The sequence below is a fragment of the Pseudomonas ulcerans genome, assembly GCF_036324125.1.
Lineage (GTDB): Bacteria > Pseudomonadota > Gammaproteobacteria > Pseudomonadales > Pseudomonadaceae > Aquipseudomonas > Aquipseudomonas ulcerans.
Window position 1 is genome coordinate 167,936 of sequence record NZ_JAZDQN010000004.1, and the last position, 26,205, is coordinate 194,140.

Below are 26,205 nucleotides of genomic sequence, written 5' to 3' on the forward strand. Positions count from 1 at the left end.
AAGTTCTGAATAAATCGATATTTATTCTTTTTATTTTTCATCCTTCGCAGGCACAGTTGAACCATCAACGCACCCAGCCAAGGACCCGCACCATGAGCCTCAGACTCGGCGACATCGCCCCCGACTTCGAACAGGATTCCAGCGCCGGTAAGATCCGCTTCCACGAGTGGCTCGGCGACAGCTGGGGCGTGCTGTTCTCGCACCCGGCCGACTTCACCCCGGTGTGCACCACCGAGCTGGGCTTCACCGCCAAGCTCAAGGAGCAGTTCGCCGAACGCGGGGTCAAGGCCATTGCCCTCTCGGTGGACCCGGTGGATTCCCATCACCGCTGGATCGAGGACATCAACGAGACCCAGGGCACCACGGTCAACTTCCCGATCCTGGCCGACGCCGACCGCAAGGTCTCCGACCTGTACGACCTGATCCACCCCAACGCCAGCGACACCCTCACCGTGCGTTCCTTGTTCGTGATCGACCCGAACAAGAAGATCCGCCTGACCATCACCTACCCGGCCAGCACCGGGCGCAACTTCCACGAGATCCTGCGGGTGATCGACTCGTTGCAGCTCACCGACAACCACAAGGTCGCCACCCCGGCCAACTGGCAGGACGGTGACGAAGTGGTGATCGTGCCGTCGCTGAAGGACGAGGAAGAGATCAAGCGCCGCTTTCCGAAGGGCTACCGCGCGGTCAAGCCATACCTGCGCTTGACCCCGCAGCCGAACCGTTGAGATTCATCGTAGTGCTCTAGCCATAGCAGGGATTTTCGGGCCGTTTCGACGGCCCTTTTTTTTGCCTGCTGTTCACCACTCTCGAACCTTGTGGAGAACCTTGTGGGAGCTGGCTTGCCAGCGATTGCGGCAGTGAATTCACCAACGTCATCGCTGGCAAGCCAGCTCCCACAGGGTTTTGTGCCGGCCGATGTCTTATCTCCAATTCATATAAACAAATGAAAAAATATGATTTCTAGATATATGCGACACCCTGTTACTGTCACTCCATTCCAGCGAGCCACCTAACTCGCGGGCCCTTCAGTTCAGTTCCAAGGATGCGCATTCAATGTTGGTCGTTTCTATTGGTGGAAGTCCCAGCCTGCGTTCACGCTCCGGCGTCCTGCTCGAACGCGCCCGCGACTGGCTGCAGGGCCAGGGCGTGGAAGTGGTGACCTTCCAGGTGCGGGACTTCCCCGCCGAAGACTTGCTCCATGCCCGCTTCGACAGCCCGCAGGTGCAGCACTTCCAGCAACTGGTGGAACAGGCCGACGGCCTGATCGTCGCCACCCCGGTGTACAAGGCCTCCTTCGCCGGCGCCCTGAAGACCCTGCTCGACCTGCTGCCCGAGCGCGCCCTGAACCACAAGGTCGTGCTGCCCGTCGCCACCGGCGGCAGCATCGCCCACATGCTGGCCGTGGACTACGCCCTCAAGCCCGTGCTTTCGGCCCTCAAGGCGCAGGAGACCCTGCAAGGGATCTTCGCCGACGACAGCCAGATCGCCTACGGCCAGGGCAACCTCCCGGCCCACCTGGCGCCTGCCCTGGAGCAGCGCCTGAACGAATCGCTGGAGCTGTTCCACAGTGCCCTGGCCCGCCGCCCGAAACCCCTGGCGCCCGGCCTGCTCAACGAACGCCTGATCAGTGCCCGCTGGAGCATCTGACCGGCCACAACCGTTTCATCGTGTCACCTCCACCTTACTCGCCCGACAACGAGGCAAGCAGGTGCAGCCCGAACCCAACAACTGCAAAAGGAGAGCGCTATGCGCACTGTCGTTTTGCGTCGTGGTCTGGCCGCTCTGTTCGCTGCGGCTGTCACCTTCGGCGCCATCACCCAAGCCCAGGCCGAGACCCTGCGTATCGGCTACCAGAAATACGGCACCCTGGTCCTGCTCAAGGCCAAGGGCTCCCTGGAAAAACGCCTCGCCGCCCAGGGCGTGCAAGTGCAATGGACCGAATTCCCCGGCGGCCCGCAGCTGCTGGAAGGCCTCAACGTCGGCTCGATCGACTTCGGCGTGACCGGCGAAACCCCGCCCGTATTCGCCCAGGCCGCCGGCGCCGACCTGCTCTACGTCGCCTATGAGCCACCTGCGCCGCACAGCGAAGCGATCCTGGTGCCGAAGGGCTCGCCGATCCAGTCGGTGAAGGAACTCAAGGGCAAGAAGGTCGCCCTCAACAAAGGCTCCAACGTGCACTACCTGCTGGTCCGTGCCCTGGAAGACGCCGGCCTGAAATACAGCGACATCCAGCCGGTGTTCCTGCCGCCTGCCGACGCCCGCGCCGCCTTCGAGCGTGGCAGCGTCGATGCCTGGGTGATCTGGGACCCGTACCAGGCCGCCGCCGAGCAGCAACTGCAAGCCCGCACCCTGCGCGATGGCCAGGGCATCGTCGACAACCACCAGTTCTACCTGGCGACCAAGCCCTACGCCCAGCAGCATCCTGAGGTGATCAGCGCCCTGGTGGACGAGGTCCGCGCCGTCGGCGAATGGTCCAAGGCCAACCCGCAGGAAGTCACCGACCAGGTCGCCCCGTTGCTCGGCCTGCCCGCCGACATCACCCTGACCTCGGTCAAGCGCCAGGGCTACGGCGCCGGCTTCCTCACCCCGGAAGTGGTCGCTGCGCAGCAGAAGATCGCCGACACCTTCACCAGCCTGAAGCTGATTCCCAAGCCGCTGAGCATCAAGGACGTGATCTGGACGCCGCCGGCCAAGGTCGCCACCGCACCCTGACGTTTCGCCTGCGCCGGGGCGCCGCCCCGGTCTGAGCCACCCTTAGGAGACAACTCCAATGAGCCTCAACGTTTTCTGGTTTCTACCGACCCATGGCGACGGCCATTACCTTGGCACCGCCGAAGGCGCTCGCGCCGTCGACCACGGTTACCTGCAGCAAGTGGCCCAGGCGGCCGACCGCCTCGGCTTCGGTGGCGTGCTGATCCCCACCGGGCGCTCCTGCGAGGATTCCTGGCTGGTGGCCGCGTCGCTGATCCCGGTGACCCAGCGCCTGAAATTCCTCGTCGCCCTGCGTCCGGGGATCATTTCGCCGACCGTGGCCGCACGCCAGGCGGCGACTCTCGACCGCCTGTCCAACGGTCGCGCGCTGTTCAACCTGGTGACCGGTGGCGACCCTGAGGAACTGTCCGGCGACGGCCTGTTCCTCAGCCATGAAGAGCGTTACCAGGCTTCGGTGGAATTCACCCGCATCTGGCGCCGGGTGCTGGAAGGCGAGACGGTCGACTACGACGGCCAGCACATCACGGTGAAGGGCGCCAAGCTGCTCTACCCGCCGATCCAGCAACCGCGTCCGCCACTGTACTTCGGTGGCTCGTCGGAAGCGGCGCAAGACCTCGCCGCCGAGCAGGTCGAGCTGTACCTGACCTGGGGCGAGCCACCGGCCGCCGTCGCCGAGAAGATCGCCGAGGTCCGTGAAAAGGCCGCGAAGCTGGGCCGCACCGTGCGCTTCGGCATCCGCCTGCACGTGATCGTCCGCGAGACCAACGACGAGGCCTGGAAAGCCGCCGAGCGCCTGATTTCCCACCTGGACGACGACACCATCGCCCGCGCCCAGGCCTCCCTGGCACGCTTCGATTCGGTCGGCCAGCAGCGCATGGCCGCCCTGCACGGCGGCAACCGCGACAACCTGGAAGTCAGCCCCAACCTGTGGGCCGGCGTCGGCCTGGTGCGTGGCGGTGCCGGCACCGCGCTGGTGGGCGACGGTCCGACCGTGGCCGCCCGCGTGAAGGAATACGCAGCCCTCGGCATCGACACCTTCATCTTCTCCGGCTACCCGCACCTGGAAGAGTCGTACCGGGTCGCCGAACTGCTGTTCCCGCACCTGGACGTCGAGCGCCCGTCGCTGCCGCAGGAACGTGGCTATGTCAGCCCGTTCGGCGAGATGGTGGCCAACGACATCCTGCCCAAGAAATCCGCGGCGCAGCTGTGAGGAACCGCCCATGAGTCGTTCTTCTTCCACACCCTGGACCCAGCGCCTCGCGCCCTGGGCCCTGCCGGTGGCACTGCTGGCGATCTGGCAACTGGCGGTAAGCGCCGGCTGGCTGTCGACACGCATCCTGCCGGCACCCAGCGCGGTGATCGCGGCCGGCGTCGAGCTGGTGCGCAGCGGCGAGATCTGGACCCACCTGGCCATCAGTGGCTGGCGTGCCGGACTGGGCTTCGTCATCGGCGGCAGCATCGGCCTGACCCTGGGCTTCATCACCGGCCTGTCGCGCTGGGGCGAGCGTCTGCTGGACAGCTCGGTGCAGATGATCCGCAACGTGCCGCACCTGGCGCTGATCCCGCTGGTGATCCTGTGGTTCGGCATCGATGAGTCGGCGAAGATCTTCCTGGTCGCCCTCGGCACCCTGTTCCCGATCTACCTGAATACCTACCACGGCATCCGCAACGTCGACCCGGCGCTGGTGGAAATGGCCCGCAGCTACGGCCTGAGCGGCTTCTCGCTGTTCCGCCAGGTGATCCTGCCGGGTGCGCTGCCGTCGATCCTGGTGGGCGTGCGCTTCGCCCTCGGCTTCATGTGGCTGACCCTGATCGTCGCCGAGACCATCTCGGCCAACGCCGGCATCGGCTACCTGGCGATGAACGCACGGGAGTTCCTGCAGACCGATGTGGTGGTGCTGGCCATCGTCCTCTACGCCGTGCTGGGCAAGCTCGCCGACCTCGCCGCTCGCGGTCTGGAACGGGTCTGGCTGCGCTGGCACCCGGCCTATCAGCCAAGCAAGGGAGACGGCGCATGAGCATTCTCAAGGAACAACCGCCGCGCCTGCTGCGTGGCATCCCGCTGGCGGCCCGCAACGTCGAGAAGGCCTTCGGCCAGCGCAAGGTGCTGCGGGATATCGACCTGCATATCCCGGCCGGGCAGTTCGTCGCCATCGTCGGTCGCAGCGGCTGCGGCAAGAGCACCCTGCTGCGCCTGCTGGCCGGTCTCGACCAGCCTACGGGTGGACAACTGCTGGCCGGCGCGGCGCCGCTCGAAGAAGCCCGCGAAGACACCCGCCTGATGTTCCAGGAAGCGCGCCTGCTGCCATGGAAGCGGGTGATCGACAACGTGGGCCTGGGCCTCGAAGGCCAATGGCAGGACCGCGCCCGCCAGGCGCTGGAAGCGGTGGGCCTGGCCGACCGCGCCAATGAATGGCCGGCGGCCCTGTCCGGCGGACAGAAACAGCGCGTGGCCCTGGCCCGTGCCCTGATCCACCAGCCGCGCCTGCTGCTGCTCGACGAACCGCTGGGGGCGCTGGATGCCCTGACCCGGATCGAAATGCAGCAGTTGATCGAAGACCTGTGGCGCAAGCATGGCTTCACCGTGTTGCTGGTGACCCATGACGTCGCCGAAGCGGTGGCGGTCGCCGACCGGGTGATCCTCATCGAGGACGGCGAGATCGGCCTGGACCTGCAGGTCGACCTGCCACGGCCGCGGGTGCGTGGCTCACACCGCCTGGCGGCCCTGGAAAGCGAAGTATTGAACCGTGTTCTCTCGGTCCCGGGCACCCCGCCCGAGCCCGAACCCGTAGCACCCTTGCCTACGCAACTGCGCTGGGCTCATTGACCTAAGACCCGTGAAGGAAGCAAAGACATGACTATCAAAGCGATCAACGTGCGTAACCAGTTCAAGGGCACCGTGAAGGAAATCCTGGAAGGTCCGGTACTGTCGGAAATCGATGTGCAGACCGCCTCGGGCATCGTCACTTCGGTGATCACCACCCGTTCGGTGAAAGAACTGGAACTGACCATCGGCAGCGAAGTGATTGCCTTCGTGAAATCGACCGAGGTTTCCATCGCCAAGCTGTGAGACCTCAATCGCTGGCAAGCCAGCTCCCACAGGGACCGCGTGCACCACGGCCCCTGTGGGAGCTGGCTTGCCAGCGATGCTCTTTCAGAGTTTGGGCAGGAACGGCGGCAGATACAGCCCCACATACGCCTCGAACACCCGCATCCCCTCCTCCGCCATGCGCGGCGTGATCGCCCCGTGGACCTGGATCGAACGGGCATACACCCGGTCGCTCAACTCCATCGCCAAGGCGAACACATCCACTTCCTGCGGCAACTCCGGCAAGCGGAAATGCTGCTCGAACAGCTTGTGCATCAGGTCGCCCAGCTCGATATCGTGCTGCCGGTCGGCCTGGGTCACCTCGCTCAAGCCATGCTGCGCCAGGATCAACTGCCGCGCCGCGGCGTCCTCCTGGTAGATCGCCAGCATGCGCATTTCCACCAGTCGCGCCAGATCACGCCAGCTGTTCAGGTGGCCCGGATCTATTGGTTCCTCAAGACAGGCGCGGAAGGCGCCATGGACATCCGCCGTCAGCGCTTCGAGCAATGCCGGGACGCTGGCGAAGAAGTGATAGACCGACGACGGCGGGATCTGCGCGCGCTCGGCGACGCTGTAGATCGACAGGCTGGCCACGCCCTCGCTGGCCAGCAGGGCGCGGGCCGCGTCGAGGATCGAGTCGATCCGCGCCTGGCTGCGGGCGCGGGGTTTGCGAGGGGTGGTACCGCGGCTCATGTCAGTTGCTGATCGCCAGGATGCTGGCCTGGTAGGCACCGACGAACAGGTCGAAATCACCGACCTCCTGTTGCTCCAGACGCGCCTGTTCCTCCAGCGAGGTGCGGGCCATGGCTTCGAAACGCGCTTCCTCGTCCGCCGGCAGGCGCTCGCCACGCAGGTAGTCGGCGTGCAGCTGGCTCTGGCGCAGGGCGAAGCGGGCGAAGCTCTCCTGGTTCTCGGTCATGCTGGCCAGGACCTGGGCCGACGGGGTCAGCGCCGGGTCGTCGACCTTGGCGGCCTGGGTGGCCAGGGCGCGGTGGTGCTCGTCGCTGCCGTGGGCCTGGTCGAGCAACTCGGCCAGCGGTGCGATGCGCGCCAGCAGTTCGGAAGCCCAGGTCTTCAGGCTGACCGGCTGACCGTCGCGGTGCAGTTCAAGGCCCGGGCGACGCCCTTCCTTGACCACCTTGAGGAAGTTGTCGGTGCATTGGCCGCATTCGCCGTTTTCCAGCAGCGGGCTGTCTTCCAGGGCGCAGAACAGCAGGAAGGCGTCGAGGAAACGCGCCTGCGGCAGGTCGATGCCGGTGGGCAGGAACGGGTTGATGTCCAGGCAGCGCACTTCGATGTACTGGATGCCGCGGGCCACCAGCGCCTGGATCGGCCGCTCGCCGGTGTAGGTCACGCGCTTGGGACGGATGTTCGAGTAGTACTCGTTCTCGATCTGCAGGATGTTGGTGTTCAGCTGCACCCACTCGCCGTCCTGGTGCGTGCCGATCTCGACGTACGGTGCGTACGGCGTGGCCACGGCACGGCGCAGGCTGTCGGTGTAGCTGGTGAGGTCGTTGTAGCACGGGGTCAGGCCCGCCTGGGCGTTGCTCTGGTAGCCCAGGTCGCTCATGCGCAGGCTGGTGGCCCAGGGCAGGAACAGAGTGTCGGCGTCGAAGGATTCCAGCTGGTGCGGGCGACCGCGCAGGAAGCCGGCGTCCAGTGCCGGCGAGGCCCCGAACAGGTACATCAGCAGCCAGCTGTAGCGACGGAAATTGCGGATCAGGGCGATGTAGGCCGACGACTGGTAGTCACGGTCGTCGCCCTCCTTGCCTTCGGCTTCACGCAGCAGCGGCCACAGGGCCTCCGGCAGCGAGAAGTTGTAATGGATACCGGCGATGCACTGCATGGTGCGGCCGTACCGCAGGGCCAGGCCCTTGCGGTAGACGTATTTGAGCTGACCGATGTTCGAGGTGCCATACCAGGCGATCGGGATGTCTTCTTCCGCCGGCAGCGGACACGGCATCGACGGGCTCCACAGGTATTCGCCACCGAGCCGGCTGTAGGCGAAGCGGTGGATGTTCTCCAGGCTTGCCAGGGTCTGCGCCGGGTCGGCCAGTGCCGGGGTGATGAACTCCAGCAGCGACTCGGAATAGTCGGTGGTGATCTGTTCGTGGGTCAGCGCCGAGCCCAGGGCCTCGGGGTGGGGAGTCTGGGCCAGGCGACCGTCCTCGGTCACGCGCAGGCATTCACGCTCGATGCCGTGCAGGCACTGCTTGAGCAGGGAGAGGTTGTCGCCCTGACCGAGCAGGCTCAGGCGGCGGTTGAGAAGTTCGCTCAAGATGGATTCCTTCACACGTCAGTCGCCCCGATATGGGGGTGGAGATGACGGTCTACAAGGGTGGACAGGAGGAACTGGCGTTGTCGCCTGGTTTTCGCAGGAAATCGGCAGTGCCCGCGCACTGCCGAAAGTACCGCAGATGGCCTTTTGCGGCTAGAGGATGGCGAACGTGCCTTGGGCCTTGGCGACGAGTTTGTCGCCCTGAAGCACGTCGGCGTCCAGAACCAGCGTGCGACGCCCGGCATGCAGCACCCGGGCGGTGCAGGTTACTTCGCCTTCGCTGACCGCACGCATGTAGTTGATCTTGCACTCAACGGTGACGCTGCGCTGGTCGAAGCCGTGGCTGCTGGAGCAGGCCAGGCCCATGGCGATGTCCACCAGGCTGAAGATCGCCCCGCCGTGGAGGAAACCGCCGCGGTTGCGCAGGTGCGGCTCCAGGGCCAGGACCACCTCGGCAACGCCTTCTTCAAGGCGTTGCAGACGGCAGCCCAGCAACTGGCTGAAGGCGCTCTGGACTATCCCTTCAGGCACGTCCATCACTTTTTCTTCAACTGCTTGGCGTTGGCGAACAGCGAAGCCATGGCGTTGTTGGCCGGTGGCGGGGTCTCCTTGACCCGCGCCGGCGCGCCCTGCTGGCGCGGCGCCGAGCCCGGACGGCTGCCACGGGCGCCATCGACCTTCTCGCCCGGGGTGTCGCTCATGCGCATGGACAGGCCGACGCGCTTGCGCGGGATATCCACTTCCATGACCTTGACCTTGACCACGTCGCCGGCCTTGACCGCTTCACGCGGGTCCTTGATGAACTTCTCCGACAACGCCGAGATGTGCACCAGGCCATCCTGGTGCACGCCGATATCGACGAAGGCACCGAAGTTGGTGACGTTGGTCACCACGCCTTCGAGGATCATCCCCGGCTGCAGGTCCTTGAGGTCCTCGACGCCTTCCTGGAACTCGGCGGTCTTGAACTCCGGACGCGGGTCGCGGCCGGGCTTGTCCAGCTCCTGGAGGATGTCGGTGACGGTGGGCAGACCGAAGGTCTCGTCGGTGAACTTCTTCGGATCGAGGCGCTTGAGGAAACCGCTGTCGCCGATCAGCGAGCGGATATCGCGGTCGGTGTCGGCGGCGATGCGCTGGACCAGCGGGTAGGCTTCCGGGTGCACCGCGGAGGCGTCCAGCGGGTTGTCGCCGTTCATCACGCGGAGGAAGCCGGCGGCCTGTTCGAAGGTCTTCTCGCCGAGGCGGCTGACCTTCTTCAGCGCCGCGCGGGTCTTGAACGCGCCGTTGGCGTCACGGTGGCTGACGATGTTCTGCGCCAGGGTGCTGTTCAGGCCGGAGATGCGCGCCAGCAACGCCACCGAGGCGGTGTTGACGTCGACGCCGACGGCGTTCACGCAGTCCTCGACCACCGCGTCCAGGCCACGGGCCAGCTTGAGCTGGGACACGTCGTGCTGGTACTGGCCGACACCGATGGACTTCGGATCGATCTTCACCAGCTCGGCCAGCGGGTCCTGCAGGCGGCGGGCAATGGACACCGCGCCACGGATCGACACGTCCAGGTCGGGGAATTCGCGGGCAGCCAGTTCGGAAGCCGAGTACACCGACGCACCGGCCTCGGAAACCATGACCTTGGTGACTTTCAGTGCCGGGTATTTCTTGACCAGCTCGCTGATGAGCTTGTCGGACTCGCGGCTGGCGGTGCCGTTGCCGATGGCCACCAGTTCCACCGAGTGCTTGGCGCACAGGGCGGCGAGGATGGAGATGGTACGGTCCCAGTCGTTCTTCGGCGCGTGCGGGTAGACCGTGGTGTGGTCCAGCAGCTTGCCGGTGGCATCGACCACGGCGACCTTGCATCCGGTACGCAGGCCCGGGTCGAAGCCCAGGGTCGCGCGCGGGCCGGCCGGGGCGGCCAGCAGCAGGTCGTGAAGGTTGTGGGCGAAGACGTTGATCGCCTCGCCTTCGGCGTTGTCGCGCAGTTCGCCGAACAGGTCGGTTTCCAGGTGGCTGTAGAGCTTGACCTTCCAGGTCCAGCGCACCACCTCGGCCAGCCATTTGTCGGCCGGACGGCCCTGGTTACCCAGGCCGAAACGCTCGGCGATCATCATTTCGCACGGGTGCAGGGTGCCTGGCAGCTCCTCGCCGACCTTCAGCGAGGCGGAAAGCACGCCTTCGTTGCGGCCGCGGAAGATCGCCAGGGCGCGGTGCGATGGCACGCTCTTGAGCGGTTCGTCATGTTCGAAGTAGTCGCGGAACTTGGCGCCTTCCTCTTCCTTGCCGGCCACCAGGCGGGCCGCCAGGGTCGCTTCCTGCTTGAGGAAGCCGCGCAGCTTGTCGAGCAGGCTGGCGTCTTCGGCGAAGCGCTCCATGAGGATGTACTTGGCGCCTTCCAGCGCGGCCTTGACGTCGGCGACACCTTTCTCGGCGTCGACGAAGCGCGCGGCTTCGCTTTCCGGATTCAGCTGCGGGTCGGCCAGCAGGCCGTCGGCCAGCTCGCCAAGGCCGGCTTCCAGGGCGATCTGGCCCTTGGTGCGGCGCTTCTGCTTGTACGGGAGATAGAGGTCTTCGAGGCGGGTCTTGGTGTCGGCCAGCTTGATCTCGCGAGCCAGCTCCGGAGTCAGCTTGCCCTGCTCCTCGATGCTGGCGAGGATGCTGGCGCGGCGCTCGTCGAGTTCGCGCAGGTAGCGCAGGCGCTCTTCGAGGTTGCGCAGCTGGGTGTCATCCAGGCTGCCGGTCACTTCTTTGCGGTAACGGGCGATAAAAGGCACCGTGGAGCCTTCATCAAGTAGAGCCACGGCCGCCTCGACCTGTTGCGGGCGGACGCCGAGTTCCTCGGCGATGCGGCTGTTGATGCTGTCCATAAAACCACCTGACAAATTGTGAATGCTTGGGCCGCGGGGGCCGGCGCCAGAGGGCGTCGGGGCAAGGCGGCGCTCGGTGAAAGCGGCGCATTATACCCAGCGCGCCGGGGTTGCGGTGATAGCGCCGGGCCAGCCTGCCGGACCTTTCCGCTGGCACATGGGGAAAAATCTGCTAACAATGAGCTCGGCACTGTCAAATGGCGGCTAAGCCATAATGCGCGCCGAGATTAAAGGAGCTATCCATGAGCAGCACTGCACAAACAGCCGAAGGCGAAAAGATCCTCATCGTCGACGACGACCCGGGCCTGAGCAGCCTGCTGGAGCGATTCTTCACCAGCAAAGGCTATCGCGCGCGGGCTGTACCCAATGTCGAACAGATGGACCGCCTGCTGGCGCGCGAAGTCTTCAACCTGGTGGTCCTCGACCTGATGCTGCCTGGCGAGGACGGCCTCTCCGCCTGCCGTCGCCTGCGCGCGGCGAACAACCAGGTGCCGATCATCATGCTCACCGCCAAGGGCGACGAGCTGAGCCGCATCAAGGGCCTGGAACTGGGCGCCGACGACTACCTGGCCAAGCCGTTCAACCCCGACGAGCTGGTGGCCCGGGTCAAGGCCGTGCTGCGCCGGCAGACGCCATCGGTGCCGGGCGCGCCGGGCAGCGAGGACGAAACCGTCACCTTCGGCGACTACGAGCTGTCCCTGGCCACCCGCGAGCTCAAGCGTGGCGACGAAGTGCACATGCTCACCACCGGCGAGTTCGCCGTGCTCAAGGCGCTGGTCATGCATGCCCGCGAGCCGCTGACCCGCGACAAGCTGATGAACCTGGCCCGCGGCCGCGAGTGGGATGCGCTGGAGCGCTCCATCGACGTGCAGATCTCGCGCCTGCGCCGGATGATCGAGCCGGACCCGTCCAAACCGCGTTATATCCAGACCGTCTGGGGCGTCGGCTATGTCTTCGTCCCGGATGGCAACGCCAGCAAGTGATCCATCGTCGTTTGCCGTGATGCATCGAAAGCAGGGCCACCGCAGGGTTGCCCTGCTTTTGCATGATCAGCCCCGCAAAGCCCGCGAGCCGCGCTCGCGCCTGCCAAGTGTGTAGCCGTTGTCCATGAAAACGCCGCTGTGGTTCCCGCAAAGCTTCTTCGCCCGCACGCTGTGGCTGGTGCTGATCGTCGTCCTGTTTTCCAAGGCGCTGACCCTGGTCTACCTGCTGATGAACGAGGACGTGCTGGTCGATCGCCAGTACAGCCACGGCGTCGCGCTGACCCTGCGCGCGTACTGGGCGGCGGACGAGTCGGACCGGGAGAAGATCGCCGAGGCCGCCGGGCTGATCCGCGTCACCGGCAACGGCGTGCCCGAGGGCGAACAGCACTGGCCCTACAGCGAGATCTACCAGCGCCAGATGCAGGCCGAGCTGGGCGAGGACACCGAGGTTCGCCTGCGCGTGCATGCGCCGCCGGCGCTGTGGGTACGGGCGCCAAGCCTGGGCGACGACTGGCTGAAAGTGCCGCTGTACCCGCACCCGCTGCGCGGCCAGAAGATCTGGAACGTGCTCGGCTGGTTCCTCGCCATCGGCTTGCTGTCCACCGCCTCGGCGTGGATCTTCGTGCGTCAGCTCAACCAGCCGCTGAAACGCCTGGTGTTCGCGGCCCGGCAGCTGGGCCAGGGGCGCAGCGTGCGCCTGCCGATCAGCGACACGCCGAGCGAGATGACCGAGGTCTATCGCGCCTTCAACCAGATGGCCGAGGACGTGGAACAGGCCGGCCGCGAGCGCGAACTGATGCTCGCCGGCGTCTCCCACGACCTGCGCACGCCCCTGACGCGCCTGCGCCTGTCGCTCTCCATGCTGGCCAGCGACAACGACCTGACCGACGACATGGTCCGCGACATCGAGGACATGGACGCGATCCTCGACCAGTTCCTCGCCTTCATCCGCGATGGCCGTGACGAACCGGTGGAAGAAGTCGATCTCAGCGACCTGGTGCGGGAAGTGGTCGCACCGTTCAACCAGCCCGAGGAACAGGTGCGCCTGTGCCTGGAACCGATCCCGCCCTTCCCGCTGCGTCGTGTCTCGATCAAGCGCTTGCTCAACAACCTGATCGGCAACGCCCTGTATCACGCGGGCAAGGGCGTCGAGGTGGCAGCCTATGTCTCCGGTGACAGCAGCGCGCCCTACGTGGTGCTGAGCGTGCTCGACCGTGGTGCCGGCATCGATCCGGGCGAGCTGGAGGCGATCTTCAATCCGTTCATTCGCGGCGACCGCGCGCGCAGCGGCAAGGGCACCGGCCTGGGCCTGGCGATCGTCAAGCGGATCGCTGCCCAGCATGGCGGTAACGTGGAGTTGCGCAACCGTTCCGGCGGCGGCATCGAGGCCAGGGTCAGGCTGCCGCTGGGTCTGCTGCTGCCGCGGGACGCGGTCTAGCGATTCCGGGGCTGCTGCGCAGCCCCGATCGGCTCAGCCCTTGCCTTTCGTCCGGGTCAGGTTCGGCCCGCCGTTCTTCTCCAGATGCTCGATGATCATCCCGGCAACGTCCTTGCCGGTGGTGGTCTCGATGCCTTCCAGCCCCGGCGACGAGTTCACCTCCATCACCAGCGGCCCGTGATTGGAGCGCAGGATATCCACGCCCGCGACACTCAGGCCCATGACCTTGGCCGCGCGAATCGCGGTCATGCGCTCTTCCGGGGTGACCTTGATCAGGCTGGCGGTACCGCCGCGGTGCAGGTTGGAACGGAACTCCCCGGGCTTGGCCTGGCGCTTCATCGAGGCGATGACCTTGTCACCCACCACGAAGCAGCGGATATCCGCGCCACCGGCTTCCTTGATGTATTCCTGGACCATGATGTTCTGCTTCAGGCCCATGAACGCCTCGATCACCGACTCGGCGGCCTTGGTCGTCTCGCACAGCACCACGCCGATGCCCTGGGTGCCTTCCAGCACCTTGATCACCAGCGGTGCGCCATTGACCATCTGGATCAGGTCGGGAATGTCGTCCGGCGAGTGGGCGAAGCCGGTCACCGGCAGGCCGATGCCACGCCGCGACAGCAGTTGCAGGGAGCGCAGTTTGTCCCGTGAACGGGCGATGGCCACGGATTCGTTGAGGGGGAACACGCCCATCATTTCGAACTGGCGCAGCACCGCGCAGCCATAGAAGGTCACCGAGGCGCCGATCCGCGGAATCACCGCGTCGAAGCCTTCCAGCGGCTTGCCGCGATAGTGGATCTGCGGCTTGTGGCTGGCGATGTTCATGTAGGCACGCAGGGTATCGATCACCACCATTTGATGGCCCCGTTGCGTACCGGCCTCGACCAGGCGACGGGTGGAATACAGACGCGGGTTTCGCGACAGCACAGCGATCTTCATGCAGCACCTGTGGAGGGGGTAATGGTCGCCGGGAACACCGGCTTGTCCTGAACGTACTTGAGACCCGGGTTGACTACCAGTTGGCCATGTATCAAGGCTTTTGAACCGAGCAGAAGGCGATAGCGCATGGCCTTGCGACAGGCCAGGGTAAATTCCACCTCCCAGACCCGATCGCCCAGCGCCAGCGGCGTGCGGATCACATAGCGCACCTGGGCCTGGCCGTTGGAGCTCTTGATGGTCTTCATGGTCACCAGCGGCGCTTCGCAGCGGCGGTGACGCAATTGCACCACCGTGCCCAGGTGGGCGTTGAAGCGCACCCAGCGCTCGCCGTTGCGCATGAACGGCTCGACCTCGGTGGCATGCAGGCTGGAAGTGCTGGCGCCGGTGTCGATCTTGGCGCGCAGGCCGGCCAGGCCGAGGTCGGGCAAGGCCACCCACTCGCGCAAACCGATAACGCTCAAATGATCAAATGTCTTCACGATGCACAACCCGGGGAAAGTCGGTGAACTGTAAGCAGGCAGCGGACTTTTTGCATCCGTAAGTGAAGGTAGTACAGTTCCATGACCGCAAATCATCGGAGCAGTGCGATGGCATACGAGCAGGACGACGACAAGGTGCGTCTGGACAAGTGGCTCTGGGCCGCACGTTTCTACAAGAGCCGCGCCCTGGCCAAGGCCGCCATCGAGAGCGGCAAGGTGCATTGTCGCGGCGAACGCTGCAAGCCGGGCAAGGAGCCCCGCGTCGGTGACGAGTTCGTCCTGCGCACCGGGTTCGACGAGCGCACCGTGGTGGTCAAGGCGCTGTCCATCGTGCGCCGTGGCGCACCGGAGGCGCAGACCCTGTACGAGGAAACCGAAGAGAGTATCCGCCGCCGTGAACAGGCGGCGGAACTGCGCAAGGCCGGCGCCCTGGGCGTGACCACCGATGGTCGGCCGACCAAGAAGCAGCGTCGGCAGATCCATCAGTTCCAGGGCAACTACGACTGAGCGCGAACCACGCTCATCCGGCCAACCAGCGGCAGCCGGGCCACAAGCGAGAACAGCGGCGCGGTCCAGCGCAGCAATGCGGCGCTCCCCCTGGCCGCCAGGGGCGTGTAGCAACTCCAGCCGAGCGCCAGGATCGCCATCAGCAAGCCGCCGATGTAATCGTCCTGGCCCCAGTGGGCCCCAGCCACCAGGCGCGGCAGCATGAACAGGAAGGCGAGCGCCCAGACCACCAGGTTCTGCCAGAAGCCACGGGTGAACAGGGTCATGAACAGCGCCCAGATCAGCAGCACCGAGGCGTGGTCACCGGGGAAGCTCTTGGTGGAACGGTCCTTCAGTTCCCAGGCGGATTCCAGATGTGGATAGAAGTGACTGAGGCGAATGGCGTCGCTGAATACGGCGGACGGGCTCTCGTGTTGCCAGCCTGCGGCATCGACCCACTTGGAAAACAGCGCGCGAATCACCACTAAGAGGATCAGCGTGACGAAGAAGCCGAAGAAGGCCTCGCGTACCTGGTGAGCCTTGAATACCCAGTTGCCGCGGATCAGCAGGGCCAGCAGGATCAGGCCGACGACGATGTCAAAAGGACGCAGGCTGCCGAGGGTCCAGATATAGCGCCAGGCGGTGTTGTCGGCCAGCGGCGCATTGAGGGTGTGGAACAGCCACTCGTCGAAAGTCAGGCACAGGATCTGGCCAAAAGGCCATAACCAGAAACACAGTAGAGCAATGGGCAGCAAGGTACAGGCTGCCAACGGGCCCCATGACCACCTGGCTTGGAACAGGGGTCGATTGTCCATAAGATACCTCTCCAGATAAACGATGCGAGCGCCTTCAGGGCGCTCTGCCACAGGGCCCCAAGGGCCCTGTAATTATTTTGTCACAATTGCGAACAGCGGAACCCCATGAGCGACTTGCCGGACACCGACTTCACCCAACGTTTCATCTTTGACGAGCGCGACGTACGCGGCGAACTCGTCTGCCTCGAAAGCAGCTATGCCCGCGTGCTGGAAAAGCACCCCTACCCGCAGCCGGTCGCGCAACTGCTGGGCGAACTGATGGCCGCCGCCGCGTTGCTGGTCGGCACCCTCAAGTTCGATGGCCTGCTGATTCTCCAGGCGCGCTCCGATGGCCCGGTGCCGCTGCTGATGGTCGAGTGCTCCAGCGAGCGCGAGATCCGCGGCATCGCCCGCTATGACGGCGAGGCGCTGAGCGCCGACGCCGGCCTGCGCGAACTGATGCCCAACGGCATGCTGGCGCTGACCATCGACCCACGCCAGGGCCAGCGCTACCAGGGCATCGTCGAACTGGACGGAGCCGACCTGGCCGAATCCTTCACCAACTACTTCGTCATGTCCGAGCAGCTGGGCACCCGTTTCTGGCTCAGCGCCGACGGCGGCCGCGCCCGTGGCATGCTCCTGCAGCAACTGCCGGTCGACCGCCAGCCGGACGCCGACGAGCGCGCCGAAAGCTGGGCCCACGTCGCCACCCTCGCCGGCACCCTCAGCCGCGAGGAGCAGCTTGGCCTGGACAACGAAACCCTGCTGCACCGCCTCTACCACGAGGACGCCGTGCGCCTGTTCGACATCCAGCCGCTGCAGTTCCGTTGCAGTTGTTCGCGGGAGCGTTCCGGCAGTGCCCTGGTCAGCCTGGGCCTGGACGATGCGCGTGAGCTGGTGGCCGAACATGGCGGCCGGATCGAGATCGATTGCCAGTTCTGCAACGAGCGCTATCGCTTCGATGCAGCCGATGTGGAGCAGCTGTTCGCTGGCGGTGGTGTGGACGCGCCGTCAGATACTCGTCACTGAAACGTTTCCGCTCAGGAGATTCTCCTGTCGAATGCGCTTAAGACGCAGTTCTGACAGGAGGGCCCTACTTTTTTTGGGCGTTTCTGGCATAATCCGGCCACTTTTTTCGCTGTAGTAACTCGTAAAGATCTACTACAAATCGTTTGGAGCACTCGGCCACCGGGCCGGATGGGGTATCTCATGACGCAAGCCAACAACGCCGTGTTCACCGATCTGAGCGTCGACGAGCTGGTAAAAGAAGCACTGAAACGCGGTGAAGGCGAGCTTGCCGACACTGGCGCGCTGGTCGTGAAAACCGGTCACCGCACCGGTCGTTCGCCGGTTGACCGTTTCATCGTCGAAGAGCCGAGCACCCAGGACGCCATCGCCTGGGGCCCGATCAACCGCAAGTTCCCCGCCGACAAGTTCGATGCCCTGTGGGCCCGTGTCGAGGCGTTCAACAACGCCCAGGAACACTTCGTTTCCCACGTCCACGTAGGTGCTGCAGAAGAGCACTACCTGGCCGTCAAGATGACCACCCAGACCGCCTGGCAGAACCTGTTCGGCCGTTGCCTGTTCATCAACCCGGCCCAGTACAACCCGGCTGGCCGCGAAGAGTGGCAAGTACTGAACGTCGCCAACTTCGAGTGCGTGCCAGAGCGTGACGGCACCAACTCCGACGGCTGCGTCATCCTCAACTTCGCCCAGAAGAAAGTCCTGATCGCTGGCATGCGCTACGCCGGCGAGATGAAGAAAGCCATGTTCTCGGTGCAGAACTTCCTGCTGCCGGCTGCCGACGTGCTGCCGATGCACTGCGCCGCCAACATCGGCGAAGAAGGCGACGTGACCCTGTTCTTCGGTCTGTCCGGCACCGGCAAGACCACCCTGTCGGCCGACGAAAGCCGTTACCTGATCGGTGACGACGAGCACGGCTGGGGCGAAGGCGTTGTCTTCAACATCGAAGGCGGCTGCTACGCCAAGTGCATCGACCTGTCCGAGAAGAACGAGCCGGTCATCTGGAAAGCCATCAAGCACGGCGCGGTCCTGGAAAACGTCGTCCTCGACGACGCCAAGCACGCCGACTACGCCGATGGCAGCCTGACCCAGAACAGCCGTGCCGCGTACCCGCTGGAGCACGTCGAGAAGCGCTCCGAGAAGAACCTGGGCGGCGAGCCCAACGCGGTCATCTTCCTGACCTGCGACCTGACCGGCGTGCTGCCGCCAGTGTCGATCCTGAACAACGAGCAGGCGGCCTACCACTTCCTGTCCGGCTACACCGCACTGGTCGGTTCCACCGAGATGGGTTCGGGCGGCGGCATCAAGTCGACCTTCTCCACCTGCTTCGGCGCACCGTTCTTCCCGCGTCCGGCCGGCGAGTACGCCGAACTGCTGATCAAGCGCATCAAGGGCTTCGGCTCCAAGGTCTACCTGGTCAACACCGGCTGGACTGGCGGTGGCTACGGCGTCGGCAAGCGCTTCAGCATCCCGACCACCCGTGCGGTGATCGCAGCGATCCAGAGCGGCGCGCTGATCGGTGCCGAGACCGAGCACCTGGACATCATCAACCTGGACGTGCCGAAGGCCGTTCCGGGCGTCGATACCGAGCTGCTGAACCCGCGCACCACCTGGGCCGACAAGGCTGCCTACGACGAAGCAGCGAAAGGCCTGGCCTCGCTGTTCATCGAAAACTTCAAGAAGTTCGAAGTTTCCGACGCGATCAAGGCTGCCGGTCCGCAGCTGTAAGCTGATCCCGGCATGAAGAAGCCCCGACTCGCGAGAGCCGGGGCTTTTTCGTTTTTGCAGTTCGGCGCGCGCCCCGTGGGAGCGCGACCCTTTCCATTTCAGGGAGAACAACGATGTCCGAAAACCTGCAGATCGAAGACTTCCCCCACGCGGAATACATCTCCACCCGCTGGCAGGACGCCGATATCAACGGCCAGATCTCCAGCGCCGCGGTGTACGGCTTCTTCGATACCGCGATCCAGACCTACCTCGCCACCCACGGCGAAGTCGATCCGCAGGAAGGTGCAGTGGTGGGTTTCGTGGTCAGTTCCTCCTGCGACTTCTACGCCTCGGCGGGCTTCACCGACCTGTTGCAGGTAGGTATCCGGGTCGAGCGTTTCGCCGGCAGCACCGTGGAATACCAGGTGGCCCTGTTCGACCAGAGCGGCAAGGAACTTCATGCGCTGGGCCGGGTGGTGCAGGTGTTCATCGAGCGCCAGACCGGCAAGCCCGCGGCCTTCCCCGCGACGCTGGAAACGGCCCTGCAGGCGCTGAACTGAATCCCCGGCGGATCAGTCGTTCAGCCGGATGATCCCTTCGCGCACCGCAAACAGCACCAGCCCCGGCACATCGTGAATCTGCAGGCGGTGCATGATCTGCGAGCGGTGCGCCTCGACGGTCTTCACGCTCAGGCCCAGGCCGTCGGCGATGGAGCGGGTGGACTCGCCGCGGGCGATCAGGCGCAGGATCTCCATCTGCCGCGCGGTCAGTTGCATCGCCGCGCTGACTTGCGGACGCCGGCGGTTCTGCTTCACCGCCTGGCCGATCACCAGCGGCAACACCGCCGACGACAGGTACTGGCCGCCACCGCGCAGCGACTGCAAGGCCAGCTCCAGCTCCTGCACCGTCGCGCTCTTGAGCAGGAAGCCATGGGCGCCCTGCTGCAGGCAGTGCATGACGAACTCCAGCTCCGAGCGCGACGACAGCATCAGCACCGTGCACGCCGGCACCCGCAGGTATAGCTCGCGCAGCAGTTCCTCGCCGGTCAGCGTCCCGAGGGCGATGTCCAGCACGATGATGTCCGGTTTCAGCGTCTCGGCCAGCTCTACGGTGGTCACCGTATCGCCCGCCTCACCGACCACGGCATATTCTTGTTTTTGTTCGAGCAACGCTCGCAGCCCTGCGCGGAACAGGGGCGAATCGTCGGCAATCAGTAATCGGCAAAGCATAGGTGTGTGCCCGTGTCGCATGAATTTGGGTGAACGGATCTTCGCTGCGCGGTGTTGCTCCCTTGCGATGGAAAAGCCTGCGTCTCGTGCACCGCTCAGCGGTGTCGCGAACAGGGCGTCGATGGGGGTGGTCTGACCTGGAAATGCTCAGCCATTACGGGCGCTGACGCAGAACTGGTTGATCAATGCCGGCAGGCGACTCAGCGGCTCGATGGTCTGGGCCGCGCCGAGGCGAATGGCTTCCTTGGGCATGCCGAACACCACGCAGCTGGCCTCGTCCTGGGCCACGGTGCTGGCACCCTGTTCGCGCATGGCCAGCAGGCCACGGGCTCCGTCGTCGCCCATGCCGGTCATGATGATGCCCAGGGCATTGCTGCCGGCATGGCGGGCGGCGGAACGGAACAGGACATCGACCGAAGGCTTGTGTCGGTTGACGGCGGGGCCGTCGAGCACTTCGACCAGGTAGTGGGCACCGCTGCGCTTGAGCTGCATGTGCAGGCCACCGGGCGCCAGCAAGGCGAGCCCGGTGTGCACGCGATCCAGGTGCCTGGCCTCGCGCACTTCGATCTGGCACAGGCCGTTGAGGCGGCGCGCGAAATCGGCGGTGAACTTCTCCGGCATGTGTTGAACGATGACCAGGCCGGGGCAGTCGGGCGGCAATTGCCGCAAGACGAATTCCAGTGCCTGGGTACCGCCGGTCGAGCAGCCAAGTGTAACGATTCGGTCGGTGGTTTTGCGCAGCGCCGGGGTGGCCGGCAGGTCTTTTTTTTCCCCGCCCGACGGCAGGGCATGGCGAGCCACCGGCCGGGTTTTCGCGGCGTCCTCGATGCAGCGCACCAGGTCGCCGGCAATGCCCTCCAGGCTCTGCTTCAGACCCAGCTTGGCCTTGGTGAACACACCGACCGCACCGGCGGCCAGGGCTTCGACATTGAGGTCGTTGCCGGCCTCGGTGAGGGTCGAGCAGATGATGGTCGGCGTCGGTCGCTCGGCCATGATCTGGCGCAGGAAGGTCAGGCCATCCATGCGCGGCATCTCGACGTCGAGGACCAGCACGTCAGGCCAGTCACGGCGCATCTTGTCGATGGCGTAGAGCGGGTCGGCGGCCATGCCGACCACCTGGATCCCGGGGTGGTTGCCGAGGTACTGCCCCAGCACCTGGCGGACCAGGGCGGAGTCGTCGACGATGAACACGCGGATCGGAGTGGAACGCTCGATCATAGGCGTTCGAACACCGAGGGTCGCACCGGCCGCAGCGGCAGGTTGAAACCGTGGATGCTTTCGGCATGGCCGATGAACAGCAGCCCGCCGGGGCGCAGGCGCTCCACCAGGTTACGCACGATGCGCTGCTTCTGCGCCGTGTCGAAATAGATCAGCAGGTTGCGCAGGAAGATCACGTCGAACTGGCCGAGGCTTTCCGGCATCGGCTGGATCACGTTGATCTCGCGCAGTTGCACCTTGTTGCGCAACCAGCCCTGCACACGCATGCGCCCCTGCATGTCCTCGACCCCGCACAGGCAATGGCGGTGCAGCCAGCCCTCGGGGAAATAGCGCGCCTGGGCCATGTCGTAGATACCCAGCTCGGCGAGCTCCAGCATGCTCTGGCTGAGGTCGCTGGCGAGGATCGACCACTCGTTGCCACGGGCGAACTCGGCGGCGGTCATGGCCAGGCTGTAGGGCTCCTCGCCGGACGAGCAGGCCGCGCTCCACAGGCGCAGCGGCCCGCCGCGCTTGCTCAGCCACTGGCCGAGGTATTCGAAGTGGGCGTACTCGCGGAAGAAGTAGGTTTCGTTGGTGGTCAGCAGGTCGACCACCAGGCGTCGCTCGCGGGCGTACTGCGGGTACGCCAGGCAATTGATGTAGTCGTCGTAGCTGTCCAGCTGGTGGTGGCGCAGGCGCTTGAGCAAGCGCCCGGCCACCAGCGAGCGCTTGTTGCTCGACAGGTGGATGCCGGAGGCATCCTGCATCAGTCGCTGCAGCTCGCGGAAGTTCTGCTCGCCGAGGACGGGCAACGAGGGCATCGCGGACATGTTCAGTGGGCCTTTGCCGCCTGGCTGAGGTGACGGATATCGTCCAGCGACAGCACTTGCAGCATGTTGAGGATGATCAGGAACTCCTGGCCCTGCTGGGCCATGCCGGCGATGAAGTCGGAGCGGATCGCCGTGCCGAAGGCCGGCGCCGGCATGATTTGCCGCGGGTCGATCTCCAGCACTTCGTCCACCTCGTCCACCACCAGGCCGATGCGCTGCAGACCATCGCCCAGCGCCAGCTCGATGATGACAATGCAGGTGCGGTTGCCCGGCGCGGTCAGGCTCAGGCCGAAGCGCGCGGCCAGGTCGAGGACCGGCACCACGTTGCCGCGCAGGTTGATCACGCCGTGGATGTAGGCGGGCATCATCGGCACCCGGGTGACCTCGGCGTACTCGATGATCTCGCGGACCAGTTCGATGGGCAGCGCGTAGCCCGCCTCACGCACGCGAAAGCTCAGGTGCTGGATGGCGTCGGCTTGTGCCTCGATTCGTTGCGGCTGGCTCATGGGCACCTCGCTCAAGTGAAGCTGACGAACTGGCCTTCATCGATCAGCGCCTTCGGCCCCGGACGTACCGGTGCCGGCAGGCTGTCGCCGCGCGGGCTGCGCACGGCGACACTGCCCTGTTCGAAACGGAAATAGCCGATCAGTTCCTGAAGCTGGCTCGCCTGGGCGTTCATTTCCTCGGCGGTGGCCGCCAGTTCCTCGGACGCCGAGGCGTTCTGCTGGGTGATCTGGTTCATCTGGCCCATGGCGATGTTGATCTGCCCGGCGGCGCTGCTCTGCTCCTGCGAAGCAGCAGTGATCTCCTGGACCAGGTCTGAGGTGCGCTGGATATTCGGCACGATCTCGCCCAGCAGCTTGCCGGCCGACTCGGCCAGCTGCACGCTGCTGGAGGCCACCTGGCCGATCTCCTGGGCCGCCACCTGGCTGCGCTCGGCAAGCTTGCGCACCTCGGCGGCGACCACCGCGAAGCCCTTGCCATGGTCGCCGGCGCGAGCGGCCTCGATGGCGGCGTTGAGGGCCAGCAGGTTGGTCTGGTAGGCGATGTCGTCGATGATGCCGATCTTGTCGGCGATCTGTTTCATCGCCAGCACCGTGTCGCCCACCGCGCTACCGCCCTGCACCGCGTCGTTGGCGGCCTTGCCGGCGATGCCGTCGGTGATCTTGGCGCTTTCGGTGTTCTGCGCGATGGAGGCGGACATTTCTTCCACCGAGGCGCTGGTCTGCTCGACGCTGGCCGCCTGTTCGTTGGCCGCCTGGCTCAACGACTGCGAGGTCGAGCTGACCTGCTCGGAGGCCGACGACAGCGCGTCGGCGGAGCTGCGCACGTCGCCGAGGATGCTGCGCAGGCGCTCGGTCATGTTCTGCATGGCGCCCAGCAGGCGGCCGGTCTCGTCCTTGCGGTCGACCACCAGGTCCTGGCTCAGGTCGCCCGCGGCCATGCGGTCGGCAGCCAGCACCGCACCCGCCAGCGGACGGGTGATGCTGCGGGTGACCAGCACGCCGACCAGCATGCCCAGCAGGGTCGCCACCACCACCAGGATGATCATCTGGAAGCGCGAGTTCTCGGCGATCTCGGTGATCGACGCATTGGCTTCACCGGCACGCTTCTGCTTGGCATCGCTGGCCTCGCCGAGCAGGCGGTCGACTTCGTTGGCGGCGGCGGTATTGCGCGGCATCAGTTCCAGGGCGGCGCTCATGCTCTGCAGCTCGCCGGACTGTTGGTGGGTATTGAGCATCAGGTTGGCTGCGGCGATGTACTCCTGCAGCGGCGCCTCGATGGCCGTGACCTGGGCCTTGCCGTCGGCCGTGAGGAAGAACTCCTTGGCGCCGGTCACCAGCTCGCGGGTCTTGTCCATCGCGGTACGGGCCACGCGAGCGGATTCGTCGCGGTCCTCGATGGTGGTCGCCATCAGGCTGCGACGCACCGCGCGGTTGGCCATCAGCAACTGGATATTGGCTTCCTGCAGGGTGCTCAGGCCGACCACGTCCATGTCGTACATGCGGTCGGACAGGTCGTTGACCTGGTTCAGGTTGCGGATGCCGATGAAGCCGATGATGGCGGTCAGCGCGACCACCAGCAGGAAGCCCAGGGTCAGGCGCACGCCTATCTTCATGTTGCTGATCATTTGCATGGTGACTCTCCGGAAAGGCTGGGCATGCTGGTGGCGGCGAGGCGCGGTTCGCTCTCGGCACGTTGCTGCAATTGGCGGAACAGGCTGGGGATATCGAGGATCAGCGCCACCTGGCCGGAGCCGAGGATGGTCGAGCCGCTGATGCCCGAGAGGTGCTGGAACATCTGCCCCAGCGGTTTGATCACGGTCTGCAGTTCGCCCAGCAACTGCTCGACGATCAGCCCGGCCTGCTGCCGGCCCTGGCTGACCACGACGATGTTGCGACGGGCGCGGGGATCGCCGCGCAGGCCGAAGTGCCGGCCCAGGTCGACGCTGGGCAGCGGCTTGCCGCGCAGGTTCAGGTGGCCGCCGGCGTCGAGGGCATCGGCGCGCTCTTCCATGCATTCGGTGACCATGTCCAGCGGGATCACGAAGTGATCGCCGCCGACGCTGACGAGGAAGCCGTCGATGATCGCCAGGGTCAGCGGCAGACGGACGCGGAAGGTGCAGCCAACGCCTGGCTGCGAGTCGATCTCGATGATCCCGCGCAGCTCGTCGATGGCACTGCGCACCACGTCCATGCCGACACCGCGGCCGGACAGGTTGGACACCGCCTCGGCGGTGGAGAAGCCGGGCTCGAAGATCAGCAGGTGGATGTCCTGGTCGCTGAGCTGGGCGTCAGCATCGAGCATGCCGCGCGCGACGGCCTTCTCGCGGATGCGCGCGGTATTCAGCCCGCGGCCGTCGTCGCTGACTTCGAGGACGATCATCCCCGAGTCATGGAAGGCGTTCAGGCGCAGGCTGCCCTGGGCAGGCTTGCCGGCGGCGCGGCGCTCGTCCGCCGGCTCGATGCCGTGGTCGATGGCGTTGCGCACCAGGTGCACCAGCGGGTCGGCGATGCGGTCGATCAGGGTCTTGTCCAGTTCGGTTTCGCTACCGGAGAGGGTCAGCTGGATCTGCTTGCCCAGCGCCTGGCTGACGTCGCGCACCACGCGGTGGAAGCGGTTGAAGGTCTCGCCGATCTCCACCATGCGCAGCTTCAAGGCGCGCTCGCGGATCTGCTCGACATGCTGCTGCACCGCCTGGACGCTTTCGATGCACGCCGTCGAGCCGCTGCGCAGCGACTGCATATGGGCCCCGGCGGTGCTGATCACCAGCTCGCCCACCAGGTTGATCAACTCGTCGAGCTTGTGCGCGGCGACCTTGACCATGCTGCTGCCCTGGGGGCTGCGCGGCTCGGTGCTGGCAGCCGGAACGGGGGCGTGCGCAGCCGGCGCCAACGTTTGCGTTTCGCGGGCTTCGGCGACCGGCTGCGCGTTGTCCTCTTCCTCCCGCGCCTGCAGGCGCAGGGTGCAGAAGTCTTCGGCCAGGGCGAAGACGTCGAGCAATTCCTCGCGGCTGGCGACGCTGAGCAGGGTCAGTTCGTAGCCGAGGTAGCAGGCTTCGGCGTCGAGACCGTGGAGGTCCGGCACCGCCCAGGTCAGGGTCTGCAACGACTCGATACGGCCAAGGCGGTCCAGGTAGCGCAGGAAGCTGCTGGGTTCGAAGCCGTTGCGCAGCAGTTCGGCGTCGAAGCGGATCGACAGGAACCACTCCTTGATCTCGCCCGCCGCCTCGGCCACCTCCGCTACCACTTCACCGCTGTCGGCCACGCTGCCGCCGAGGGCCAGGAGCAGTTCACTCTGGCGCGGTGTGTGCGGTGCCAGGGTGCCGTGCTGCGGGTCGATGCTCTCGACCATGCCGTTGAGTTCGTCCATGCACTGCAACATCAGCGACACCAGCGCCGGGGTCAGCTGGCGCTGGCCGTCACGCACGCCCATCAGCTGGTTTTCCAGTTGATGGGCCAGGGCCACCAGCGGCTCCAGGGAGAAGATCCCCGCCGAGCCCTTGAGGGTGTGCACGGCGCGGAACAGCGCGTTGATCGCCTCGGCATCGTCGCTGGCCTGCTCCAGGCGCAGCAGGTTGTCCTCGGCTTCCTTGAGCAGGTCACGGGCCTCTTCCAGGAAGCCTTCCAGCAGTTGCGTCCACTGATCGCTATCGAACAT

The 26,205-nt window shown here is 65.5% G+C and carries 26 protein-coding genes; 13 read left to right on the forward strand and 13 right to left on the reverse strand.

Annotated features, from left to right (window positions below; all coding sequences use genetic code 11):
* Positions 1-92: 92 nt before the first annotated feature.
* The 7 genes from V0R59_RS05695 to V0R59_RS05725 all read left to right on the forward strand — a co-directional run bounded on the left by V0R59_RS05695 (position 93) and on the right by V0R59_RS05725 (position 5,788).
* On the forward strand, positions 93-731 hold the full coding sequence (locus tag V0R59_RS05695; RefSeq protein ID WP_330072727.1) for a peroxiredoxin: 639 nt from the start codon (positions 93-95) through the stop codon (positions 729-731).
* Between the two features lie 328 nt (positions 732-1,059).
* Complete coding sequence (ssuE, locus tag V0R59_RS05700; RefSeq protein WP_330072728.1) at positions 1,060-1,653, forward strand: NADPH-dependent FMN reductase; 594 nt, start codon at positions 1,060-1,062, stop codon at positions 1,651-1,653.
* Positions 1,654-1,752: 99 nt separating this feature from the next.
* Complete coding sequence (locus tag V0R59_RS05705; RefSeq protein ID WP_330072729.1) at positions 1,753-2,718, forward strand: sulfonate ABC transporter substrate-binding protein; 966 nt, start codon at positions 1,753-1,755, stop codon at positions 2,716-2,718.
* Between the two features lie 58 nt (positions 2,719-2,776).
* On the forward strand, positions 2,777-3,928 hold the full coding sequence (gene ssuD / locus V0R59_RS05710) for an FMNH2-dependent alkanesulfonate monooxygenase (protein ID WP_330072730.1): 1,152 nt from the start codon (positions 2,777-2,779) through the stop codon (positions 3,926-3,928).
* A gap of 10 nt (positions 3,929-3,938) precedes the next feature.
* The gene (ssuC, locus tag V0R59_RS05715) at positions 3,939-4,736 is read left to right on the forward strand and encodes an aliphatic sulfonate ABC transporter permease SsuC (RefSeq protein ID WP_330072731.1); all 798 of its coding nucleotides are present in this window, start codon (positions 3,939-3,941) and stop codon (positions 4,734-4,736) included.
* Positions 4,733-5,545: an aliphatic sulfonates ABC transporter ATP-binding protein gene (ssuB, locus tag V0R59_RS05720; protein ID WP_330072732.1), complete on the forward strand. Its 813-nt coding sequence runs from the start codon at positions 4,733-4,735 to the stop codon at positions 5,543-5,545. The genes ssuC and ssuB overlap by 4 nt, the downstream gene beginning before the upstream one ends.
* Before the next feature lie 27 nt (positions 5,546-5,572).
* Positions 5,573-5,788: a TOBE domain-containing protein gene (locus tag V0R59_RS05725; RefSeq protein ID WP_009400132.1), complete on the forward strand. Its 216-nt coding sequence runs from the start codon at positions 5,573-5,575 to the stop codon at positions 5,786-5,788.
* Positions 5,789-5,872: 84 nt separating this feature from the next.
* Here the strand turns inward: V0R59_RS05725 and V0R59_RS05730 are convergent, their stop codons facing one another.
* From V0R59_RS05730 to V0R59_RS05745, 4 genes are all read right to left on the reverse strand, one after another.
* Complete coding sequence (locus V0R59_RS05730) at positions 5,873-6,499, reverse strand: TetR/AcrR family transcriptional regulator (protein WP_330072733.1); 627 nt, start codon at positions 6,497-6,499, stop codon at positions 5,873-5,875.
* 1 nt (position 6,500) lies between these two features.
* Positions 6,501-8,084: a glutamate--cysteine ligase gene (gshA, locus tag V0R59_RS05735; protein WP_330072734.1), complete on the reverse strand. Its 1,584-nt coding sequence runs from the start codon at positions 8,082-8,084 to the stop codon at positions 6,501-6,503.
* A 153-nt stretch (positions 8,085-8,237) separates the two neighbouring features.
* Positions 8,238-8,621 (reverse strand): PaaI family thioesterase, encoded by a 384-nt coding sequence (locus tag V0R59_RS05740; RefSeq protein ID WP_330072735.1) that lies wholly within the window; start codon positions 8,619-8,621, stop codon positions 8,238-8,240.
* Positions 8,621-10,939 carry a Tex family protein gene (locus V0R59_RS05745; protein ID WP_330072736.1) on the reverse strand — a complete coding sequence of 773 codons (2,319 nt, stop codon included), beginning with the start codon at positions 10,937-10,939 and terminating at the stop codon, positions 8,621-8,623. The genes V0R59_RS05740 and V0R59_RS05745 overlap by 1 nt, the downstream gene beginning before the upstream one ends.
* A 242-nt stretch (positions 10,940-11,181) precedes the next feature.
* On the opposite strand from V0R59_RS05745, the gene ompR reads away from it, so the two are divergent.
* Together ompR and V0R59_RS05755 are read left to right on the forward strand one after the other, a co-directional pair.
* Positions 11,182-11,922, forward strand: coding sequence for an osmolarity response regulator transcription factor OmpR (gene ompR, locus V0R59_RS05750; RefSeq protein ID WP_042121420.1), 741 nt, complete (start codon positions 11,182-11,184; stop codon positions 11,920-11,922).
* Between the two features lie 124 nt (positions 11,923-12,046).
* The gene (locus tag V0R59_RS05755; protein ID WP_330072737.1) at positions 12,047-13,360 is read left to right on the forward strand and encodes an ATP-binding protein; all 1,314 of its coding nucleotides are present in this window, start codon (positions 12,047-12,049) and stop codon (positions 13,358-13,360) included.
* Positions 13,361-13,393: 33 nt separating this feature from the next.
* Here V0R59_RS05755 and rimK read toward each other — a convergent pair whose 3' ends face one another.
* Both rimK and rimB read right to left on the reverse strand, forming a co-directional pair.
* A complete protein-coding gene (rimK, locus tag V0R59_RS05760; protein ID WP_330072738.1) occupies positions 13,394-14,299 on the reverse strand; it encodes a 30S ribosomal protein S6--L-glutamate ligase in 906 nt (301 codons plus the stop codon).
* Complete coding sequence (rimB, locus tag V0R59_RS05765; protein WP_330072739.1) at positions 14,296-14,778, reverse strand: retropepsin-like aspartic endopeptidase RimB; 483 nt, start codon at positions 14,776-14,778, stop codon at positions 14,296-14,298. The genes rimK and rimB overlap by 4 nt, the downstream gene beginning before the upstream one ends.
* A gap of 108 nt (positions 14,779-14,886) precedes the next feature.
* Between rimB and V0R59_RS05770 the strand changes: the two genes are divergently transcribed.
* Positions 14,887-15,285: an RNA-binding S4 domain-containing protein gene (locus V0R59_RS05770; protein ID WP_330072740.1), complete on the forward strand. Its 399-nt coding sequence runs from the start codon at positions 14,887-14,889 to the stop codon at positions 15,283-15,285.
* Here V0R59_RS05770 and V0R59_RS05775 read toward each other — a convergent pair.
* On the reverse strand, positions 15,276-16,079 hold the full coding sequence (locus tag V0R59_RS05775) for a phosphatase PAP2 family protein (RefSeq protein ID WP_330072741.1): 804 nt from the start codon (positions 16,077-16,079) through the stop codon (positions 15,276-15,278). The genes V0R59_RS05770 and V0R59_RS05775 overlap by 10 nt on opposite strands.
* A gap of 105 nt (positions 16,080-16,184) precedes the next feature.
* Between V0R59_RS05775 and hslO the strand changes: the two genes are divergently transcribed.
* The 3 genes from hslO to V0R59_RS05790 all read left to right on the forward strand — a co-directional run bounded on the left by hslO (position 16,185) and on the right by V0R59_RS05790 (position 19,348).
* A complete protein-coding gene (gene hslO, locus V0R59_RS05780; protein WP_330072742.1) occupies positions 16,185-17,087 on the forward strand; it encodes an Hsp33 family molecular chaperone HslO in 903 nt (300 codons plus the stop codon).
* A gap of 180 nt (positions 17,088-17,267) precedes the next feature.
* Positions 17,268-18,809, forward strand: a complete 1,542-nt coding sequence (locus V0R59_RS05785; RefSeq protein WP_330072743.1) for a phosphoenolpyruvate carboxykinase — start codon at positions 17,268-17,270, stop codon at positions 18,807-18,809.
* Between the two features lie 113 nt (positions 18,810-18,922).
* The gene (locus tag V0R59_RS05790) at positions 18,923-19,348 is read left to right on the forward strand and encodes an acyl-CoA thioesterase (RefSeq protein ID WP_330072744.1); all 426 of its coding nucleotides are present in this window, start codon (positions 18,923-18,925) and stop codon (positions 19,346-19,348) included.
* A gap of 12 nt (positions 19,349-19,360) precedes the next feature.
* Here V0R59_RS05790 and V0R59_RS05795 read toward each other — a convergent pair whose 3' ends face one another.
* The 6 genes from V0R59_RS05795 to V0R59_RS05820 all read right to left on the reverse strand — a co-directional run bounded on the left by V0R59_RS05795 (position 19,361) and on the right by V0R59_RS05820 (position 26,205).
* Positions 19,361-20,017 (reverse strand): response regulator transcription factor, encoded by a 657-nt coding sequence (locus V0R59_RS05795; RefSeq protein WP_330072745.1) that lies wholly within the window; start codon positions 20,015-20,017, stop codon positions 19,361-19,363.
* Positions 20,018-20,164: 147 nt separating this feature from the next.
* A complete protein-coding gene (locus V0R59_RS05800; protein WP_330072746.1) occupies positions 20,165-21,235 on the reverse strand; it encodes a protein-glutamate methylesterase/protein-glutamine glutaminase in 1,071 nt (356 codons plus the stop codon).
* Positions 21,232-22,044, reverse strand: coding sequence for a CheR family methyltransferase (locus V0R59_RS05805; protein WP_330072747.1), 813 nt, complete (start codon positions 22,042-22,044; stop codon positions 21,232-21,234). Before V0R59_RS05805 ends, V0R59_RS05800 begins: the two co-directional genes overlap by 4 nt.
* Positions 22,045-22,046: 2 nt before the next feature.
* Positions 22,047-22,550 (reverse strand): chemotaxis protein CheW, encoded by a 504-nt coding sequence (locus V0R59_RS05810; RefSeq protein WP_330072748.1) that lies wholly within the window; start codon positions 22,548-22,550, stop codon positions 22,047-22,049.
* An 11-nt stretch (positions 22,551-22,561) separates the two neighbouring features.
* Positions 22,562-24,181 carry a methyl-accepting chemotaxis protein gene (locus V0R59_RS05815; RefSeq protein ID WP_330072749.1) on the reverse strand — a complete coding sequence of 540 codons (1,620 nt, stop codon included), beginning with the start codon at positions 24,179-24,181 and terminating at the stop codon, positions 22,562-22,564.
* On the reverse strand, positions 24,172-26,205 hold the full coding sequence (locus V0R59_RS05820; protein WP_330072750.1) for a chemotaxis protein CheA: 2,034 nt from the start codon (positions 26,203-26,205) through the stop codon (positions 24,172-24,174). Before V0R59_RS05820 ends, V0R59_RS05815 begins: the two co-directional genes overlap by 10 nt.

What these genes read in the sequence shown, in the direction of transcription:
- V0R59_RS05705 (WP_330072729.1), top strand. Translation starts at nt 1,753, where the DNA reads ATGCGCACTGTCGTTTTGCGTCGTGGTCTGGCCGCTCTGTTCGCTGCG.
- V0R59_RS05800 (WP_330072746.1), bottom strand. Translation starts at nt 21,235, where the DNA reads ATGATCGAGCGTTCCACTCCGATCCGCGTGTTCATCGTCGACGACTCC.
- V0R59_RS05755 (WP_330072737.1), top strand. Translation starts at nt 12,047, where the DNA reads ATGAAAACGCCGCTGTGGTTCCCGCAAAGCTTCTTCGCCCGCACGCTG.
- V0R59_RS05740 (WP_330072735.1), bottom strand. Translation starts at nt 8,621, where the DNA reads ATGGACGTGCCTGAAGGGATAGTCCAGAGCGCCTTCAGCCAGTTGCTG.
- ssuB (WP_330072732.1), top strand. Translation starts at nt 4,733, where the DNA reads ATGAGCATTCTCAAGGAACAACCGCCGCGCCTGCTGCGTGGCATCCCG.
- ssuC (WP_330072731.1), top strand. Translation starts at nt 3,939, where the DNA reads ATGAGTCGTTCTTCTTCCACACCCTGGACCCAGCGCCTCGCGCCCTGG.
- V0R59_RS05805 (WP_330072747.1), bottom strand. Translation starts at nt 22,044, where the DNA reads ATGTCCGCGATGCCCTCGTTGCCCGTCCTCGGCGAGCAGAACTTCCGC.
- rimK (WP_330072738.1), bottom strand. Translation starts at nt 14,299, where the DNA reads ATGAAGATCGCTGTGCTGTCGCGAAACCCGCGTCTGTATTCCACCCGT.
- V0R59_RS05820 (WP_330072750.1), bottom strand. Translation starts at nt 26,205, where the DNA reads ATGTTCGATAGCGATCAGTGGACGCAACTGCTGGAAGGCTTCCTGGAA.
- V0R59_RS05695 (WP_330072727.1), top strand. Translation starts at nt 93, where the DNA reads ATGAGCCTCAGACTCGGCGACATCGCCCCCGACTTCGAACAGGATTCC.
- ssuE (WP_330072728.1), top strand. Translation starts at nt 1,060, where the DNA reads ATGTTGGTCGTTTCTATTGGTGGAAGTCCCAGCCTGCGTTCACGCTCC.
- V0R59_RS05730 (WP_330072733.1), bottom strand. Translation starts at nt 6,499, where the DNA reads ATGAGCCGCGGTACCACCCCTCGCAAACCCCGCGCCCGCAGCCAGGCG.
- V0R59_RS05810 (WP_330072748.1), bottom strand. Translation starts at nt 22,550, where the DNA reads ATGAGCCAGCCGCAACGAATCGAGGCACAAGCCGACGCCATCCAGCAC.
- ompR (WP_042121420.1), top strand. Translation starts at nt 11,182, where the DNA reads ATGAGCAGCACTGCACAAACAGCCGAAGGCGAAAAGATCCTCATCGTC.
- V0R59_RS05785 (WP_330072743.1), top strand. Translation starts at nt 17,268, where the DNA reads ATGACGCAAGCCAACAACGCCGTGTTCACCGATCTGAGCGTCGACGAG.
- V0R59_RS05795 (WP_330072745.1), bottom strand. Translation starts at nt 20,017, where the DNA reads ATGCTTTGCCGATTACTGATTGCCGACGATTCGCCCCTGTTCCGCGCA.
- V0R59_RS05790 (WP_330072744.1), top strand. Translation starts at nt 18,923, where the DNA reads ATGTCCGAAAACCTGCAGATCGAAGACTTCCCCCACGCGGAATACATC.
- V0R59_RS05725 (WP_009400132.1), top strand. Translation starts at nt 5,573, where the DNA reads ATGACTATCAAAGCGATCAACGTGCGTAACCAGTTCAAGGGCACCGTG.
- V0R59_RS05770 (WP_330072740.1), top strand. Translation starts at nt 14,887, where the DNA reads ATGGCATACGAGCAGGACGACGACAAGGTGCGTCTGGACAAGTGGCTC.
- V0R59_RS05745 (WP_330072736.1), bottom strand. Translation starts at nt 10,939, where the DNA reads ATGGACAGCATCAACAGCCGCATCGCCGAGGAACTCGGCGTCCGCCCG.
- V0R59_RS05815 (WP_330072749.1), bottom strand. Translation starts at nt 24,181, where the DNA reads ATGCAAATGATCAGCAACATGAAGATAGGCGTGCGCCTGACCCTGGGC.
- ssuD (WP_330072730.1), top strand. Translation starts at nt 2,777, where the DNA reads ATGAGCCTCAACGTTTTCTGGTTTCTACCGACCCATGGCGACGGCCAT.
- V0R59_RS05775 (WP_330072741.1), bottom strand. Translation starts at nt 16,079, where the DNA reads ATGGACAATCGACCCCTGTTCCAAGCCAGGTGGTCATGGGGCCCGTTG.
- hslO (WP_330072742.1), top strand. Translation starts at nt 16,185, where the DNA reads ATGAGCGACTTGCCGGACACCGACTTCACCCAACGTTTCATCTTTGAC.